General features: G+C 55.3%; 15 protein-coding genes. 10 read left to right on the top strand and 5 right to left on the bottom strand.

The features are described from left to right. Positions 1 to 111: 111 nt before the first annotated feature. Complete coding sequence (locus FE783_RS27165) at positions 112 to 1,470, top strand: neutral/alkaline non-lysosomal ceramidase N-terminal domain-containing protein (RefSeq protein ID WP_202916269.1); 1,359 nt, start codon at positions 112 to 114, stop codon at positions 1,468 to 1,470. 89 nt (positions 1,471 to 1,559) lie between these two features. Here FE783_RS27165 and FE783_RS27160 read toward each other — a convergent pair whose 3' ends face one another. Further along, positions 1,560 to 2,084, bottom strand: coding sequence for a type 1 glutamine amidotransferase domain-containing protein (locus FE783_RS27160; protein ID WP_138882518.1), 525 nt, complete (start codon positions 2,082 to 2,084; stop codon positions 1,560 to 1,562). A 122-nt stretch (positions 2,085 to 2,206) separates the two neighbouring features. Here FE783_RS27160 and FE783_RS27155 point away from each other — a divergent pair, with 122 nt between their 5' ends. From FE783_RS27155 to FE783_RS27135, 5 genes are all read left to right on the top strand, one after another. Next, entirely contained in the window at positions 2,207 to 2,623 is a 417-nt protein-coding gene (locus tag FE783_RS27155) for a VanZ family protein (RefSeq protein ID WP_138882517.1), read from the top strand. Positions 2,624 to 2,721: 98 nt separating this feature from the next. Beyond that, a complete protein-coding gene (locus tag FE783_RS27150; protein WP_138882516.1) occupies positions 2,722 to 3,141 on the top strand; it encodes a hypothetical protein in 420 nt (139 codons plus the stop codon). A gap of 176 nt (positions 3,142 to 3,317) precedes the next feature. After that, positions 3,318 to 3,677, top strand: a complete 360-nt coding sequence (ytxJ, locus tag FE783_RS27145; RefSeq protein ID WP_138882515.1) for a bacillithiol system redox-active protein YtxJ — start codon at positions 3,318 to 3,320, stop codon at positions 3,675 to 3,677. A 102-nt stretch (positions 3,678 to 3,779) separates the two neighbouring features. Then, positions 3,780 to 4,784, top strand: coding sequence for a catabolite control protein A (ccpA, locus tag FE783_RS27140; RefSeq protein ID WP_138882514.1), 1,005 nt, complete (start codon positions 3,780 to 3,782; stop codon positions 4,782 to 4,784). A gap of 143 nt (positions 4,785 to 4,927) precedes the next feature. Beyond that, positions 4,928 to 5,629: a 5'-methylthioadenosine/adenosylhomocysteine nucleosidase gene (locus tag FE783_RS27135; protein ID WP_202916272.1), complete on the top strand. Its 702-nt coding sequence runs from the start codon at positions 4,928 to 4,930 to the stop codon at positions 5,627 to 5,629. A gap of 100 nt (positions 5,630 to 5,729) precedes the next feature. On the opposite strand, the gene FE783_RS27130 is transcribed toward FE783_RS27135, so the two are convergent. Both FE783_RS27130 and FE783_RS27125 read right to left on the bottom strand, forming a co-directional pair. Next, positions 5,730 to 6,911: an acetoin utilization protein AcuC gene (locus FE783_RS27130; RefSeq protein ID WP_138882512.1), complete on the bottom strand. Its 1,182-nt coding sequence runs from the start codon at positions 6,909 to 6,911 to the stop codon at positions 5,730 to 5,732. Positions 6,912 to 6,930: 19 nt separating this feature from the next. Continuing rightward, positions 6,931 to 7,563 (bottom strand): GNAT family N-acetyltransferase, encoded by a 633-nt coding sequence (locus tag FE783_RS27125; RefSeq protein ID WP_138882511.1) that lies wholly within the window; start codon positions 7,561 to 7,563, stop codon positions 6,931 to 6,933. Positions 7,564 to 7,777: 214 nt separating this feature from the next. On the opposite strand from FE783_RS27125, the gene acsA reads away from it, so the two are divergent. Both acsA and FE783_RS27115 read left to right on the top strand, forming a co-directional pair. Then, positions 7,778 to 9,502 carry an acetate--CoA ligase gene (gene acsA / locus FE783_RS27120; RefSeq protein ID WP_138882510.1) on the top strand — a complete coding sequence of 575 codons (1,725 nt, stop codon included), beginning with the start codon at positions 7,778 to 7,780 and terminating at the stop codon, positions 9,500 to 9,502. Positions 9,503 to 9,672: 170 nt separating this feature from the next. Beyond that, entirely contained in the window at positions 9,673 to 10,413 is a 741-nt protein-coding gene (locus FE783_RS27115; RefSeq protein ID WP_138882509.1) for a metallophosphoesterase family protein, read from the top strand. Between the two features lie 60 nt (positions 10,414 to 10,473). Here the strand turns inward: FE783_RS27115 and FE783_RS27110 are convergent, their stop codons facing one another. Then, positions 10,474 to 13,674 (bottom strand): penicillin-binding protein 1A, encoded by a 3,201-nt coding sequence (locus FE783_RS27110; RefSeq protein ID WP_138882508.1) that lies wholly within the window; start codon positions 13,672 to 13,674, stop codon positions 10,474 to 10,476. A gap of 483 nt (positions 13,675 to 14,157) precedes the next feature. Here FE783_RS27110 and tyrS point away from each other — a divergent pair, with 483 nt between their 5' ends. Next, complete coding sequence (tyrS, locus tag FE783_RS27105) at positions 14,158 to 15,423, top strand: tyrosine--tRNA ligase (RefSeq protein ID WP_138882507.1); 1,266 nt, start codon at positions 14,158 to 14,160, stop codon at positions 15,421 to 15,423. 128 nt (positions 15,424 to 15,551) lie between these two features. On the opposite strand, the gene rpsD is transcribed toward tyrS, so the two are convergent. Continuing rightward, positions 15,552 to 16,151 (bottom strand): 30S ribosomal protein S4, encoded by a 600-nt coding sequence (gene rpsD, locus FE783_RS27100; RefSeq protein WP_138882506.1) that lies wholly within the window; start codon positions 16,149 to 16,151, stop codon positions 15,552 to 15,554. A 375-nt stretch (positions 16,152 to 16,526) separates the two neighbouring features. On the opposite strand from rpsD, the gene FE783_RS27095 reads away from it, so the two are divergent. Beyond that, entirely contained in the window at positions 16,527 to 18,422 is a 1,896-nt protein-coding gene (locus FE783_RS27095; protein WP_138882505.1) for a GGDEF domain-containing protein, read from the top strand. The last annotated feature ends 23 nt before the right edge of the window (positions 18,423 to 18,445 follow it).

Here is an 18,445-nt window from a genome sequence, read left to right as displayed (position 1 = left end):
TTCCCCGGCACGATTTCGAACAGGTTCGATACACGTACTTAACTGTGCCGGTTTTTCATGCTATGATGGTTCTGATAACGCCCGTCAAGGCGGATGAGGAGACTGATGGACATGAAATTTTGCTGCGCGAGCGAGGATATGACTCCAGACGACCCTATCTTTATGCATGGCTACGGAGCCAGGCAGCAGAAAAGCGCCGGCGTGCATGACTCGCTGTACGTGAAAGCCGTCATGCTGTCCGCGAACAAAACACTGCTTATTTTGACGATCGACGCTTTGGGTTCGGACCGCAGCTTCGTTGTCGGCATCAAGGAGGCGCTGCGGGAAGCGTTTGGCCTTGCACATGACGAAGTTATGATTAATTTCTCCCACACGCACCACTCCGTATTTTTGACCGGCCTCGACGCCGCAACCCGTCGTGGAGGCTACAGCATCGCCCAGGACGGTTGGAAGGACAACGAAGAGGAGCTCGATTACAGTGCGGACGAAGCGTTGTATTGCCGGCTGCGGGACACGATCGTACGCATGACGGACTACTGCCGCAGCAATCTTGCGGAAGGGGATCTGTCGATCGGGCGGGGAAGGTCCGACTTTGCCGTCAGCCGGCGCAGGCCGGACGGAGCCGGTGTGGCGTGGCGCCCTTATTACGAAGGCGACATCGACAAAGACTTGTTCGTTCTGAAGCTGACGGACCGATCCGGAGCGGTCAAAGGCATCCTGTACAATTACGGCTGCCACACGACATCGATGGGTTCGGACAATATGCTGCTGTCGAACGATTTCGCCGGAGCGACGTCCCGCGTACTGGAGAATACGTATCCGGGCGCAGCCGCGCTATTCCTGCAAGGGTGCGCGGGGGAGCTGAAGCCGCTCAAAACCGCCGACGGCGACAAGTTCCGCAGCTTGTCCGCCGCGGAAACGGAGGAGGCCGGCGCCGAGCTGGCCGCGGATGTCCTAAAGGTCATGGAGAGCGGGGAGTTCCGCCCGGTAGACGGTCCGTTCAAGACCATACTTGTCGATCCGCTTCTGTATACGGAACAGACGGACAGCGCCTTCTACGACGATATGGCCGCCGATCCGTCCACCCATTTCTTCTATCGCAGCGCGGCGATCCGGACGAGCCGGGCGATCCGTGACGGGACGGTGAAGGACCGGCTGCCGCATTATATAAGCATCTGGCATCTGGACGGGCAAACCCGTCTCGTGGCGATGGAAGGCGAAGTTTCGACCGAATACTCGCTGCTGATCAAGAAATGGTTCGGCTCGCTGACGACGATGACGCTGGGCTACACGAACGGGGTATACTGCTATGTACCGACCCGCAAAATGATCGGGGAAGGCGGATACGAGGCGAGCTGCAATTTTTTCTTTAATTTGAGAGGACCTTTCGTCCCGGAGATCGAGGATATCATATTGGGTCAAATCGTGCAGGCCGAAATGAAGCTGACCGAGGAGTCGGCACAAGGGTAGTCGTCCCCGGCACCAATAGGGAGACCCCCGAACAGGATCGTAATTTAGGTCCTGTATCGGGGGTCTTTTGTTTTGTTACGGCTTACCGATTAGCGGGACGCCATCGCGTCGCAGAACGCTTTCGCGTAAGGCGGAAGATCCGGCGGGCGGCGGGAGGAAACGAGGTTTCCGTCGACAACGACCGCCTCGTCGAACCAAACAGCTCCCGCGTTCTCCATGTCGTCGCGAATACCCGGGGTCGACGTTACTTTGCGCCCCTGCAAAATTTTGGCGGATATGAGCACCCAGCCCGCATGGCATATTTGGCCAATCGGCTTGCCCGCCGCATCCATATCGCGTACGAGCTCCAGCACTTTTGGGTACCGGCGAAGCTTGTCCGGCGCCCAGCCGCCCGGCACGAGCAAGCCGTCGCACGTGGCGGCGTCCATTTCATCGAACGACATGTCGGCTGCGGCCGGCACTCCGTATTTACCGTGGTACGTCTTGCCTTTCTCCGGACCAGCCAGCCGGACGACGGCGCCTTCCTCGCGCGCCCGGTAGATCGGGTACCAAAGCTCCAAATCTTCGAATTCCTCGTCTACGAGACATATAACTTGTTTCCCGTTCAATCTCATTTCTTCATCCCTCCATGAAAACCATTGTACCACATGACTATTGTAATTTTGGTACGATCCGTCATAATTAATTAAGCTATGACTGCGCATGTACAATGCGCATTAGACAAGGGGAGAGTCCTATGAACCGGTTGCTCCGCTTTTTGCCGGCAATCGTCTGGATGGCGGTCATCTTTTATATGTCGCACCAGACGGACAATGATCTGGGGACGCTGCTGCCCTTTTTCCAACAATGGTTTCCGTGGATGACTTCTTTCGATTGGGGGCACTTTATCGTTTATTTCGTGCTGGCTGTCACGTTCTATTGGGCGCTTCTGCCGAGATCCTCGACCTGGTCCGGGAAAGCGCTTGTCGTGCTGCTCTGCCTGCTGTACGGGGTCACGGACGAGTATCACCAAAGTTTCGTGCCCGGTCGATCGCCGGACGTGCTGGACCTGCGCAATGACGCGATCGGGGCGGCTCTGGCGATGCTCGCGCTCTCTATCCCGTTCGTGGACCGGCTGTTCAAGAGTACCGTCTCGGTTAGCAAAAAATACTAGTCGGTATCGTGAAGGAGAATGCGGTACAAGATCGAATATTGTTGTATCAAATACCGTTCATAGACAGCAGGACCGGCCCGGAAGGAGTGCTTTTTGCAGTGCAAAAGTCATGCAGCTGCGGCGCGACGATGAAAATTCGGTTGCGTACCGTCATTTTTCAAAACAAAATGGAGATCGAGAACGTCCCGATTTATTCGTGCGACGACTGCCAGCGGTCGGAAGTGTTTCCCCCTGTAAAGTCCCAGCTTACCGGATACATTCGCTCCTTGGGGTCGAATCCGAAGGCGGGGTCCGTCTTGTTCAACGACATATCCGAATTGGCGCATCTGCTCCATAAAGTAACGAATAAAGACAACAAACATCTCCCAGTCGTCACGATCATCGAAGACCGAATCAACGAGCTGCTCGATCTGCTGCTGCTTGCCCAGTCGCTCGGCGACGCCGAGTGGAGGGAGGACTTGCACGTCCGGCTGAAACAAATTACGAACTACATGACGGCTACATATCGTCTTTCCTGAAACGGACCCGAGTTAAAGCGGATGCAAACTTCATATGACGACGCTGCAGGTTGAGCCGATTCCGATTATACGGCGGCAGCTGCTTCCACAAGCCGACGCGAGTTGGCTTTTTTGCCTTATTTTTGATAGTATATACGATAAGATAGCAACGGATCAGATGCGTGAGGTGCGGACAAATGGAAATCGTCGAACTGGAATCTCCGAAACAATGGCTGAATTTGCTCGAATCCAGCTCCGAGACGCCCGTGCTCGTCTTCAAGCACAGCACGAGCTGCCCGATCAGCGCAGAGGCTTATGAGCAATGGCTGAAGTATTTGCATAAAAACCCGAATCCGGAAATCGAGTACGCGCTTGTCCACGTTATCGAATCGCGTCCGGTTTCCAATCTGATCGCTGAATCGCTCAATGTGAAGCACGAGTCTCCGCAAGCGTTGTTCGTCCAAGGAAGAAGGGCCGTCTGGCATGCGTCTCATTGGAGAATTACGGAATCGATGCTTCTCGAGAAGCTGAATACGGATTCTGTAACCGAAATGTAACCGTGTTTTCATTGCGATTTGGGCTATTTTGTCGTATGATGGATGCAAATGACGAGAAAACGTTTCCTTTGTTTTGTAGACTGAATATTGGAGTAGATCATAGTGACCGTAACGATTTATGACGTTGCCCGCGAAGCCGGCGTATCGATGGCGACCGTATCGCGAGTAGTCAACAACAACCCGAATGTAAAGCCTCAAACGAGAAAGAAAGTATTCGAAGCGATCGAGCGTCTCGGGTACCGTCCCAATGCCGTAGCAAGGGGCCTCGCGAGCAAGAAAACGACGACGGTTGGCGTTGTCATTCCCGATATATCGAACTCGATTTTTTCCGAAGTCGCCCGCGGGATCGAAGATATCGCCAACATGTACCATTACAATATTATTTTGTGCAACGCCGACAAGAAGAAAGAAAAAGAAATTCGCGTCATCAACACGCTGCTCGAAAAGCAAGTGGACGGGCTCCTGTTCATGGGCGGCACCGTAACCGAGGATCACGTTCAAGCGTTCAAGACCGCCACGGTTCCTATCGTGCTGTGCGGCACTACGGACGACAAGGATCAAATTCCTTCGGTCGATATCGACCATGAAGCGGCTGCTTATGACGCGGTCAAGCTGTTGATCGGACAAGGCCACCGCCAAATCGGCATGATCAGCGGCACGCTCCACGATCCGGCCAACGGATATGCCCGATACCAAGGCTACAAGAAGGCGTTGGAGGAGGCGGGTATCGCCGTGACGGAGGAGCTGGTGCGCATCGGTAACTACCGTTATGAATCCGGCTACGAAGTGATGAAATATTTCCTCGGACTGTCCGACCGTCCGACCGCGATATTCGCGGCAACCGACGAAATGGCGATCGGCGCGATCCACGCGATCCAAGACCAAGGCTTGAAAGTGCCCGATGACATTTCCGTCATCAGCGTTGACAATATCCGGATGGCTTCGATGGTACGTCCTCAGCTGACGACCGTGGCCCAGCCGATGTACGATATCGGCGCCGTGTCGATGCGCCTGCTGACGAAGCTGATGAACAAGGAAAACGTGGAAATGTCCAAAGTTCTCCTGCCGCACGAAGTCATTCAACGCAAGTCCGTGGCTCATGTATAATGAGCCCTCTTTTTTTGTCCGAATAGGTAAGCGGAAGGAATAGGCTGCGAAGTCAATCATCACTTTTGGGGGTAAGGTTTTGGGGGCTCCCCCGAAAGTAATCGGAATAAGCTGCAGAGGCAAACTTCACTTTTGGGGGAATAATTATGTACAAAAAGATCGGCTTGATCGGCGCGATGGCCGAAGAGATCGAGAGGATCGAGGAGCGGCTTGACAACGAAACCGTAACGGAAAAAGCCGGCATCCTCTTTAAGGAAGGAATATTCTGCGGCAAACCGGTCGTTCTTTGCAAATCCGGCGTCGGCAAAGTCAATGCGGCGGTATGCACGCAAATATTGATCGACCGCTTCGGGGTCGACGCGATCCTATTTACTGGCGTGGCCGGAGCGCTCGACCCGTCTCTCGATATCGGGGATATCGTCATCTCGACCGACTGCCAGCAGCACGATATGGACGCTTCTCCGCTCGGATTCGCCAGAGGCACGATTCCGTTCGCCGAATCGTCCGTTTTCCGCGCGGAACCGGCGCTCGTGTCGCTGGCTGCGGAAGCAAGCGCGAGCGTGACGCAAGGACATACCGTTCAAGGACGCGTATTGTCCGGCGATCAGTTTATCGCCGACCGGGATACGGTCAAGCTGCTCCATGAACAATTTGGAGGAGCTTGTACGGAAATGGAAGGAGCGGCGGTGGCGCAGGTATGTGCGATGAACGGAACGCCGTTCGTGATCATTCGGTCGATGTCGGACAAGGCGGACGGCTCGGCTCACGTCAATTTCACCGAATTCGCCGCTCAGTCGGCCGATCGTTCGTTCCGGATCATCGAGCATATGGTCGAGAACCTATAGAAGGCTGGCCGGATCTAAAAATGCGCCGCTCCTGAAGGGAGTCGGCGCATTTTATTGTGTATCCGACGTTATTTCTATCGGGGCGGGGAAAGAAGCTCTCTTACTCCGGCACATACATGAGCGCGATTTCCCGGGTACGCCGGTTTTTCTCGGTGATTTCGTCCCGTCTCGGAATCGGCGCCCACTGCGAGACGTCGTCCAGCCATGTGTGAGGCAGCTCCAGCGGGCTTTTCTTCGTCCATTCCGACAGCCATGCTTCAGGGAGCGGGAGGGACGGCTCGCGGGCCAAACGTTCGATAAGCGGATGATCGATCATCGTCAGCCACAGGAAGCTCCAAGCGCGGGGGACGACACGCCAAATATCGTAACCGCCTCCGCCTAAGGCAACCCATCGCCCTTCGCAATATTGATGCGCCAGACGATGAATCGTATAAGGCATTTCCATATAAATGCGGGTGCTGCAGTGCACATGGGCGAGCGGGTCCAGGGCATGGGCGTCGCAGCCGTGCTGGCTCACGATAATATCCGGCTTGAAGAAACGGACGACACGCTCCATCGCCTCGTCGAATCCTTCCATCCAAGAGTCATCCTCGGTGTACGGCTCGACCGGAACGTTGATGCACATGCCGTAGCCTTCTCCGTCGCCCCGCTCGTTGACAGCCCCCGTACCCGGAAACAAATATTTGCCTGTCTCATGGAACGACAGCGTGCACACGTTCGGATCGTGGTAGAACGACCATTGAACGCCGTCGCCGTGGTGTACGTCCGTATCCACATAGAGCACCTTGGCGTTATATTTCTCGCGGATGTAAGCGATTGCGACCGACGCATCGTTATAAATACAGAAACCTGCCCCTTTGTTCGGCATCGCATGATGAAGCCCGCCGCCAAGATGGAGCGCATGGTCGGCCAGGCCGGACATGACGATGTCCGCGGCCTCGATCGAGCCGCCGACGATTTGACACGTAATGTCGTGCATATTGGCGAAGTAGGGGGTATCTTCCGTATCGAGGCCGAACCGTTCGGCCTCCCGAATCGACTTCTCGGAAGGGACCGGTTCGCTTAACGCTTTCACTTCGGCGACATATTCCGGCGTATGCACGAGCAAGATGTGTTCGTCATCCGCTTTGGGCGGCTTGCGGAATTGCGACTGTTCCAGCGCTCCCGCCTTTTCCAGCAGATCGCGGGTCATGAGCAGCCGCTCCGGATCGAACGGATGCGTATCGTTGAAGCGGTATTGCAATTCGTCTTCGTGGAAGACGTACACCGCATTTTTGCTCATAAAGCAGTCCTCCGTTTAATTAAAACATAAACCGGTTATGAAACCGGATCGTATCGAATTGTTCCACCGAGGAAAGCGGAACTTCTTTGCCGATGCGCACCATGAGGCAGTTCGCCGGATGCGAGCATATTTCCGGGTCGTCCGTCGCGAACCATACCATATCGACCGATTTCATCAGCTTCTCCATCATTTTGCGGTAATCCCACACGTTGGACAGACTGCCCTTCAAATCCCAATGCCAGTAATACTCGGTCGTGAATACAATCATATTCTCCAACTGTTCTTCCCGAAAAGCAAGCTGGATCATTTTCTTGCCGAGCCCGATCGAACGATAGTCGTCCGCTACCTCGATCGCGCCGAGCTCCAGCAAATCTTCCATATTTCCTTCGGACCAGCGCTCCATTTCGTCGGGATAATGGAACGTGACGTAACCGACGATCGTGGAACCGTCCCGGGTCAGGATGATTCGTCCTTCGGGCAGCTCGGATATTTCAACGAGCGCATCGTGTTGCTCATTCGGTCGCCGGAACGCATCCAAGTCGGAATGCATGCGCAGCGATCGCAGATGGTCCGGCGGCACGGGCCCTTCCACCAGCAGCGTTTTGCCTTCGAAGTCGATCTCTTTCGAATGATACCTTTTACGGTGCTCCATGAACTGGCTTCTCCTTTCCGGATGCGGTCGTTCTATTGAAAAGCCCCTATGCTACTTATATCAGATTAGACCGGTAATGAAAAGCAATGTGAGGTCTTTTTGGATATGGTATAATGGGATTGCCACAAAACTTTCACCCTAATGTTGCTTTTCGGACAACTAGACTTTGTGAAAACGTTTCATATGTCGAAGTTTACGGGAGGGAAAGTGAAGTATGAGCAACGAGCAAACGGAAATCATGAAGGCAACCGCAACGGATGCCAACTTGAGAAGCTACGAGGAAGCCCGCAGCGCATTCGATTGGTCCGAGGTGGAGAAGCAGTTCTCCTGGCATACGACGGGCAAAGTGAATATGGCCTACGAGGCGATCGACCGCCATGTCGAGGCCGGACGCCGGGACAAAGTGGCGCTGTATTACAGCGACGCAACCCGTAACGAAGCCGTCACATACGGGCAAATGAAATCGAATTCGGACAAATTCGGCAATGTGCTCCGCAAGCTAGGGGTGCAGAAGGGAGATCGCGTCTTCATCTTCATGCCGCGTACGCCGGAGCTGTATTATGCTCTGCTCGGTACGATCAAGATTGGCGCCATCGTCGGCCCGCTGTTCGAAGCGTTCATGGAGCAGGCAGTCCGCGACCGTCTGGAAGACAGCCAAGCCGTCGCCATCGTGACCACGCCCGCGCTGCTGCCGCGCGTCCCGGTAGCCGATCTGCCGCACCTGAAGCATGTCATTCTAGTGGGCGACGGAATCCGGACAGAACCTGGGCAAGTCGATTTCAAAGCGGAAATGGCGCAAGCGTCCGAAACGCTGCCGATCAAATGGGTAGACCGCGAGGACGGGCTTATTCTTCATTATACGTCCGGTTCGACCGGCAAGCCGAAAGGCGTATTCCATGTACACAATGCGATGATCCAGCATTATTATACAGGCAAAATCGTACTCGATCTGAAGGAAAGCGACGTGTATTGGTGCACCGCCGACCCGGGATGGGTGACCGGAACGAGCTACGGGGTGTTCGCCCCATGGCTGAACGGGGCGACGAACGTAGTCCGCGGCGGCCGGTTCAAGCCGCAGGACTGGTACTCGACGATCGAGCAGAACAAGGTGACGGTATGGTATAGTGCGCCTACGTCATTCCGGATGTTGATGAGCGCCGGCGACGATATGGTCGCGCAATTCGATTTGACCAGTCTGCGCCATGTGCTGAGCGTCGGCGAACCGCTCAACCCCGAAGTGATCCGTTGGGGAATGAAAGTATACAAGCATCGTATCCACGATACGTGGTGGATGACGGAGACGGGCGCGCAATTGATTTGCAACTACCCCAGCATGGATATTCGGCCCGGCTCGATGGGCAAGCCGATACCCGGCACGGACGCCGCGATCGTGGACGACAGCGGCAACGTGCTGCCTCCGAATCGAATGGGCAATCTGGCGATCAAGACGCCGTGGCCGTCGATGATGCGCAAAATTTGGAACAATCCCGCCAAGTACGAGGAGTACTTCCGTCTCCAAGGCTGGTACGTATCGGGAGACTCCGCTTACATGGACGAGGACGGCTACTTCTGGTTCCAAGGCCGGGTGGACGACGTTATCAACACGTCGGGCGAGCGTGTCGGACCGTTCGAGGTGGAGAGCAAGCTCGTCGAGCATCCGGCCGTTGCGGAGGCGGGCGTCATCGGCAAGCCTGACCCGCTGCGCGGGGAAATTATAAAGGCGTTCATCTCGCTGAGAGCCGGATTCGAGCAGAGCGACGAGCTGAAGGCCGACATCGCCAAGTTCGTCAAGGAAGGGCTGGCCGCGCACGCGGCACCGCGCGAAATCGAGTTCAAGGATAAGCTGCCGAAGACGCGAAGCGGCAAAATTATGCGGCGCGTACTAAAAGCGTGGGAGCTCGGATTGCCGACGGGGGATCTTTCGACGATTGAGGATTGATCTTTTACTGCATATAGGAGCAGTCAACCCCGCGTAGGCGTACAACCGCCGGCGGGGTTTTTTGCAGCGTCGAATCCGTTATGATAAAACTATACCTTGCGATCATCAGACGTTGTCCGTTATGATGGTAATCTTGGAAACTTACTACGGTTCCGGAGAGAGGACATCCTATGGATCAGATTGCCGTCATTTCCGACATTCATGCCAATTTACCCGCGCTGAAAGCCGTTCTTGACGATATCGACAGAAGAGGAATACGCCGTGTTTTTTGCTTGGGCGATCTCGCCGGCAAAGGCCCCCATCCGGCGGAAGCGGTCGATACGGTTCGCGAACGATGCGAGGTCGTGCTGCAAGGAAATTGGGACCATAAGCTGACGCTGCCGCCGGAAAACGAGGAGTGGGTGTGGCAGCTCTGGACGCAGCCTTTACTCGGACCGGACAGGCTCGCTTACCTGCGCGATCTGCCTTTCTCCCACGATTTCTATTGGAGCGGGCGCAAAGTCCGGCTGCTGCACGCTTCGCCGACGAGCGTGTACGATCGGATCCGCTTAAAAACATCGGCTTCGGAGAAAATGTCGATGTTCCTGAATACGCAGCTGACCGGCGACTGGCTCGGGCGGAAAGGGGAGGAGCCGGACTTCGTCCTGTACGGCGATATCCATATGGCTTACGTGTTGCCGCTCGAGAGTCTTTTTCTCGTAAACGCAGGCAGTGTCGGTCTGCCGCTCGATCAAATCCCGCTCGCCTCGTATGTCGTCATGGAGGGCGAAATGGACGGGGAGTCTCATTCCGGGTTCTCGGTCCAAATCGTCCGCGTCGCTTACGATCGGAAGGAAGCGCTCCGCGATGCGGCCGGTTCGGGCATGCCGGGGCTAAGTAAATTTATCCGCGATGTGACGACGGCCAAGTAAAATGGCACTCCAACAAAAACAGCATCGGCCTCCATGGAGGTCGATGCTGTTTTTCCGCGTTTACGGGGCTTTGCTCTTGAACTGCACGGACGGAGAAGGCTTCGATTCGCCGGCGTCGTTAACGGCGACGACCCGATACCAGCCGTCGAATACGATTGCATAGTAGTTCAATTTGTTGGTCTCGGTCGACAGCAGCTTCTTGTACGTGCCTTGTTCCTTGTCGCTGTACTGTACCTCATACCGTTTGACGCCTTCGTTGCTCGGATTGGCGGACCAAGTAATTTCCAGACCGGCGCCAGACGCTTTGACGGCGACGTTTTTGGGTACGGAAGGCGGCGTTTTGCTGCCCGTAGTGCTCCCCGGTTTATTGTCGTCCGGCTTACCCGTATTGCCGCCGGTTCCCGTTCCCGATCCGGTTCCTGTACCGCCGCTGCCGGTTTGGCCGTTCGGTACGCCGAGAGCATCCAGCGGGGAAGTCATATCGAGGGTCCCCCCGTCGGACAATACGACCTTGCTTGGCTTCGATTCTTTGCCGGCGACGTCGACAGCCGTGACATAATAGCCGACGGTACGCTGAGCGCTGCCGATATCGGTAAACAACAGGTCGTGTCCGGTCAATACCACTTTGCCGGATACCCGCTGAAAGCCTCCGACACCGGTTTCGGATTTGTACAGCCGATATCCGACTATATCCGCGCTTCCGGCCTCCTGGAACGTGATCTCGGTCTTTTCGCCCGAACGCTTCAGGGTTACGCCGGCCGGAGGGCTCGGAGGCTGCCCGTCGTCGGCGCGGGGATCTACCTCGTAGGCTGCGTCATTCTCGTAGTCGAGCGGATAATAGTGCGATATGTCAGGCCGGTTGTTTGCGGGGAGCTGCGGCAAAATCGCCTCGATCTCCTTGATGATATCGGCAATCGGCCTCTCCCGCTTGACGACGGTTTTCTCCATGACCATGTCGGGCGGAGTGCCCGGCTGCGGCACGTATACTTTGCCGTTGTAGGCGATGTACTTCTGTTTGATCAAAACTTGGTCTTCCTCGGTCGGTATAAACTTCTTGTTGAAAATGTCCGTCACCGTTTTGCCGGCGGCCGTCGTTTGAGCATTCGGCAGTTTGCCCGAGTAAGCCGATACCGACATGCTGACAATGCTGGCCGGTTTCGTAAATTCTTTCGTCGGCATCAGCTCGGGGCGTTTCTCGACGACGGCGTTCATCACTTTGGCCCATATTTTCAAGGCGCGCTGCGTGCCGCAGCCCAGCTCGCCGTTTTTGTCGCAGCCCGTCTTTTTCAACGTATGTTTTTGCTGGTCGTATCCGGCCCATACGCCGACCGTAATATCCGGAGAGTAGCCGACGAACCAGGCGTCGCCGTCGTTTTGGGTGGAGCCCGTTTTGCCGGCGATCGGAACTTTGTTGTAATATTTGAAATCTTTCTTCAAGAGCGTCGCCGTACCGGAGCTGACGACCGTTTTCATCATGTCGGTAATGAGATAGGCCGTTTCCTCCGAGAATACGGCGGTCGGCTTCAGCTCGTGCTCGTATACGATATTGCCGTCCGAGTCGGTAATTTTGCGGATCAAATACGTGTCGGTAAAAACGCCCTTATTCGGTATCGAGCTGTAGGCATTCGTCAATTCTTCGACCGATACGCCTTTGGACAATCCGCCTATAACGCCGGTTTGCGCGTTGTAGTCGCTCTTCTCGAGCGTCGTGATTCCGAGCTTCTTGGCGAAGTCCCAAGCGTTGTTAATTCCTACGACGTTCAGGAACAGCTTGATGGCCGGAATATTGTACGATTGGTTCAATGCTTGGCGGGCCGTGACGAGCCCGTGGAAATCGTTGTCCCAGTTTTCCGGCAGATGAAATCCTTTGGAGCCGTCCTTCAGCACGACCGGTACGTCGTCGATGATCGAGGCGGGCGATATCGAGCCTTTCTCGATGGCGGGAATGTAGGCGGCGATCGGCTTCATCGTCGAACCCGGCTGGCGGGTCATCTGGGTGGCCAGATTCATCTGCTCCTTGTAGAAGTCGCGGCCCTCGATCATCCCGAGAATGGCTCCGGTCTTGTTGTCCAGGGCGATCGCGGCGATTTGCTCGACCCCTTTGTCCTTGTCGTCCGGCGTAAAGTTGTCCTTATTGTCGGATATGACGTGCATTTCATCGTACAGCGTTTTATCGATCGTCGTGTAAATGTGATAGCCTTTGCGCAGCAAATCCTCGTGCGCCTGCTTGACCGCCTCCGCATATTTCTCTTGGCCTTGTTTCGTATCCTTATTCAAATTCGGGTTGGCAAGGTTCGCCAATATGTCGGTCGTTTGCCGTTCCACTTCCAGCATCAAGTAAGGATATGTATTATAAGCCTTTTGTTCCGACTTGGCGAGCGAGCTTCTGAGGTCGAAGGCTAGCGCCTCGTCGTACTGCGCCTGAGTCAATACGCCTTCTTCGAGCATCCGCTTCAGGACAAGCTTCGTCCGTTCGACTGCGTTCGCAAACCCTTTCTCGTCCACTTCTCCGCGACTCGTAAAAGCTGAAAATTTGGACGGCAGCTGAGGAAGCCCCGCCAAATAGGCGGCTTGGGCCACGTTGAGCTGATTCAGATCGTCGATGTTGAAGATGCCCTTGGCAGCCGCTTTGATCCCGTATAGATTGTAGCCGGACGAGCCGTTGCCGTATGGGATTTTGTTTAAATAAGCGAGCAGGATCTGATCTTTGGACAGCAGCCGTTCCAGCCGAAGCGCCAAAAAGATTTCTTTCGCCTTCCGGTTATCGTTGCGGTCCAGTGACAAAAATACGCGACGTGCGACCTGCTGGGTAATCGTGCTCCCGCCGGTCTGCACGTCGGCGTTCGTGAGCTTCTGGGTAACGGCGCGGGTAAAGGCTCTCAGGTTGACACCATAGTGGCTGTAAAATTCGTGGTCCTCAATGGCCAATACAGCATTTTTCACCAAATCGGGCAGCTCTTGAATGCCGATGGGGCGGCGGTCTTCTTCCGATCGCAGCTGGCCGATCGGCATATCGTCGTTGAAGTAGACGAAGCCGGTAATCGCATTTTCATTAATTTTTTCCACGATTTCGTCTTTCGGACGAACCGGGTCGTCCTTGACAAGGGCGCTTACATAGCCGAATGCAGCCCCGGCTCCCAAAAATCCGGCGATGACGCAGGCGGCGAACGTCCATTTGAGCGTTGTCAGGGCGATCCGCCCCGCTTTTCTCCACTTGCTGCGGGGTACGGGGGTAGGTTTATTCGATAAGTCCTTGGCCATTCCTCGATCCTCCTTCAGGTACAACAGGCTTATTATACCACATAATTAATGGTTTGACTTTCTCGCCGTCTTTATGATATAACTGATGAAATAATTGAAAACGGTCAAAGCTGAGATGGATTGCTCTGCCGCCGCACGGCGGGGAGCTAGTAAGCGGGTGGAGTAAGCATTACAGAGAACCGGCGTTCGCTGCGAGCCGGGATGCGCCGTCCTGCCGAAGTACGGTCCGGAGCCGCGGAAAGGGAAGCGCGTTTGCTGCGCCAAGTTTTCGCCGGGAAATCCCGTTATTATGCCGAGTGATTTCAATTTAGTTCGCCGCAATGATTTGCGGGAGCGCGGATTGAAATAATCAGGGTGGTACCGCGGGTCTAAGCCTTCCCGTCCCTTTGTGGACGGGAGGGCTATTTGTGTTTGAATGCTCCCCCGAAAGTAATTCGGCGCAGGCTTTACTTTTGGGGGTATTACTTGGGGAGGTTGACTACAATGGAAGCATGGGAACAATTGACAGAGCAGCAGAAAAGGGAGGCGGAGCGCCAGCTGGATACGATTCGCCGCGGCGTCGTGGAAATCGTGCCGGAGGAAGACTTGAAGGAAAGCATCGCACGGTCGCTGCTAACGGGCATTCCACTCAAAGTGAAGCTCGGAATGGACCCGTCCGCGCCGGATCTCCATGTAGGTCATACGGTCGTGCTGCGCAAGCTGCGGCAATTCCAGGATCTCGGGCACGAAGTGCAGCTGATCATCGGCGACTTTACCGGGCGGATCGGCGACCCTACTGGCAAATCGGAGACGCGCAAGCAGCTTTCGGAAGAAGATGTGAAGCGGAACGCCGAGACGTATCAGAAACAAATCTACAAGCTGTTGCTGCCGGGGCGGACGACCGTTTACTACAATTCCGCGTGGCTGAACAAGCTGAACTTCGCCGATGTCGTCCAGTTGTCGGCCAAAGTGACCGTTGCCCGCATATTGGAGCGCGACGATTTTACGAAGCGGTACACGGGAGGGCAGCCGATCGGCGTTCACGAATTTTTTTACCCGCTCATGCAAGGCTACGACTCGGTCGAGCTGGAGAGCGACGTCGAGCTCGGCGGAACGGATCAGAAATTCAATGTGCTGATGGGGCGGACGCTGCAGAAGGAGTACGGCAAGCGACAGCAGTCGGCAATTATTCTCCCGCTGATCGAAGGGCTTGACGGCGTACAGAAAATGAGCAAAAGCCTCGGCAATTATATCGGCATCGACGAGCAGCCGAACGAGATTTACGGGAAAGCGATGTCCGTGCCGGACGAGCTGATGGTCAAATATTACGAGCTGGCGACCGATTTGACCGGAGAAGAGCTGGCGGAGCTGAAAGCCGAGCTGGCCGGCGGAAGCTTGCATCCGCGTGACGCCAAGATGAAGCTCGCCTTCACATTCGTGCGCATGTACCATGGGGAGGCGGCTGCCGAAGAAGCGGAGCGCCACTTCGTCACGGTGTTCCAGCAAAAGGCGCTGCCGGATGAGATCGAGGAAGTACGGCTATCCGCCGCCGAGCTCGATAACGGTTCGATCCGCATTGTTCGGCTGCTCGTCGCCCTCGGCTTGCAGGAATCGAACGGGGCAGCGAAACGAAGCGTCGCTCAGGGCGCGGTGAAGCATAACGAAGCGAAAGTCTCCGATCCGAATGCCGAGATTCCGGTTGCCGACGGAGATGTGATCCAAGTCGGAAAACGCAAATTCGCCAAAATTAAGTTAATCCCCCAGAAGTGAAGGTTCCCTTGGCAGCTAAATCATAGAATTTGCATCGATCAATGCTATTGTTAATACTTCTGGGGGAACCCTCAGTTCCCTGAGCAAAACAAAAAATCCCCCAAGCGAATCGCTCGGGGGATTGATCATTAACGGCTGTAAAACTCGACGATTTGCTTTTCGTCGATTTCTTGCGGAAGCTCGGAGCGCTCCGGCAGACGGATATACTTGCCTTCCATCGACGAATCGGCGAACTCGAGGTAGTTCGGCAGGAAGTTGCGGTTAGCCAATGCTTCCTTGATGGAAGAAAGTCCGCGGCTTCTTTCGCGCAGGCCGATCACGTCGCCCGTGCTTACCGTGTAAGAAGGGATGTCTACTTTTTTACCGTTTACCGTTACATGGCCATGAGCGACGAGCTGACGGGCGCCGGCGCGGGAGTTAGCCAAGCCGAGACGGTATACGAGGTTGTCCAGACGGCTTTCGAGCAGGACCATGAAGTTTTCGCCGGAAATCCCTTGCATGTTGGACGCTTTGTCGAACAGATTGCGGAATTGCTTCTCGCCCAAGCCGTACATGTGGCGGAGCTTTTGTTTTTCTTGCAGCTGGATGCCGTAGCCGCTCAGCTTCTTGCGTTGACCCGGACCGTGTTGTCCTGGAGGAAATGCGCGTTTCAATTCTTTGCCCGTTCCGCTCAGCGAAACGCCGAGGCGGCGGCTCAATTTGAATTTGGGACCTGTGTAGCGTGCCATGTATAAGTTGCTCCTTTATCCGATAGTGTTTCGTTGCTCAAGTAGGCGGCGGAATAGGGGAGACGTTCCGACGCGGTAGACGTTGCGAAACGGGCGATTGCCGTTCGTTTCCCGACAGACAGTTCAGCCGCTGGTCCGTCGGTAACGCATACCGTGAGGGTCGCATCGTGCGTCGCCAATTAAACAAACACCTTGTTCCACTCGACTACTTATTTTATAAGAAGACTATAGGCAATGTCAAGCATGAGAAGGACTATAAGCAGCAATAGCAGCTAAGTCCGTCCGGCTTTAGCAAATCTTGATTTAATTTTTAATGCGTAAGCATTGCCAATCTAGTATGATAGGAGTATTGACGTTTCACTAAAGGGGTTTGCTATGGGAGAAATGCCACATCAGGACCGACTCGCAGCCGGAGTGTCGGATGCTTTCCGCACGTTTGCGGCCGAGTTGGAGAAGCGTATGCCCGGACGTTCGGATGTTTACGCGCTTTTCGATTCTGACGGCCGTTATATGATTCACCACCCGTTCAGCCCGGAGGCCGCCGCGCATCCCGTAACCGCCGAATCGTTTCTCTCAGAACCGTTTATAACCGCTTTCACCGCATGCACACGCGACCGGTCGTACCGGACGGCCGCGCTGGATTGGCCGCCCTCAAGCCTTGAAGCCCATCCGTACGTATTGGCATCACTCCCCATATTCTCCGAAGACAACACACTTATCGCTTATTTGGTCCGCATTGCCGGCGACGGTACCCCGGAAACGGTACTGGCCGACAGCATGCAGCTCGTCGGGATCGCCTTCGCAGCCTATATGGAGAAAGAGATCGCCGAAGGTCGCAGCCGCGCCCTGCACACCCGTTATGACGAGCTGGAGAGGAAAGCCTCCGGCAAAGAAGCGCTGTACGAGATGGCGATGCAGATCCATAAGCACAACGATGTCGACCAAGTGTTGACGGAGCTGATCTCCATACTGGAGCAGCTGTTGTCCGGACGAACATTCGAAATTTATTTGTCGCATGACCAATACTGCTCGATTGCCTCCGTGAAGCCGCTGCTGTTCCGGCAATTGGACGGCGACAGCCGTTTGCTCGCCTTTACCGAAGGACGGTTGGTCGTCGGGATCGACGGCGAGGGGAAGCCGGATGAAGCCGTTTTTCCTTTGCGGGGAAATCAGGGCGTATACGGAGTGCTCCGTCTTGCGATCACGGACGGAATACAACCGGATGCGGAGACGATATACGGCATCACGATGCTGGCCGACACGGCGGGCAGCGCCTTCGAGAATGCCAGACTGTACGAGCAATCGAACCGACTCGTAAGCGAGCTTCGTCTAATTAACGAAATTACGCAGCGCTTGAATCAAAGCCTGAAGCTGCAAGATATATTTCATTTCGCTTCCACGGAACTGCGCCATATTTTCGATGCGGAGTTTTCTTGCATTCTGGAGCTGGACAAAGCCAATTCCGAGCTGATCGTGCGCGCGAGCGAGCCGGCTTCCTTCTTCAGCGAGCACATCGCCACCGATTATGGCTTCGCCGGGCGCGTAGTCACTACGAAGGAACCGATCATTATATCGGATTATCACGCCGACAGAACGATTCGATCGGTATGGATGGACGCCACGAATTCCCGCTCATTACTCGCCTCGCCCATTATGGTCGAAGGCAGCGTGGTGGGCGTCATTCTCGTTACGCACCGCAGGGCCCACTACTTCTCCTACGACAATTACAAGCTGCTGCAGACGCTGTCCGGCCATATCGGCCTTGCCGTTTCGAACGCCAGCCTTCACGCGGAAGTTCGCAAGATGGTTCAGACCGACCGGCTGACCGGATTGTTCGCGCGGCATTATTTGGACGATCAGATCGGTTTGTTCCAGAAAAAGGATTATTGCGGCTCGCTTGTCGTAGTCGATATCGACGACTTCAAGAAAGTGAACGACACTCACGGCCACCAGATCGGGGATCGCGTGCTTATCCAGGTCAGCGCAATTATCCGCTCTTGTATCCGTGAAGGCGACATCGCCTCGCGCTGGGGCGGGGAGGAGCTTGCCGTCTACTTGTCGCAGGCGACAAAGGAGCAGGCGATGCATGTGGCCGAACGGATAAGACGGCGGGTACTCGCGGAAACGTCGCCGAAAGTGTCGGTATCGTGCGGAGTGTCGGACTGGAACCGGGAAGACGAGAAAGTCAGTGTGGAATCGCTGTTCTACCGGGCCGACATGGCGCTGTACAAGGCGAAGCATTCCGGCAAAAACCGCATTTGCATCGGGTAAGCGGACGGCAAGGAAACGCATAA

It is taken from the genome of Paenibacillus mesophilus, from assembly GCF_005938385.1.
Taxonomy (GTDB): Bacteria; Bacillota; Bacilli; order Paenibacillales; family NBRC-103111; genus Paenibacillus_AB; species Paenibacillus_AB mesophilus.
The sequence above is the reverse complement of the archived record's forward strand: the minus strand, read 5'-3'. Positions and strand labels throughout refer to the sequence as shown.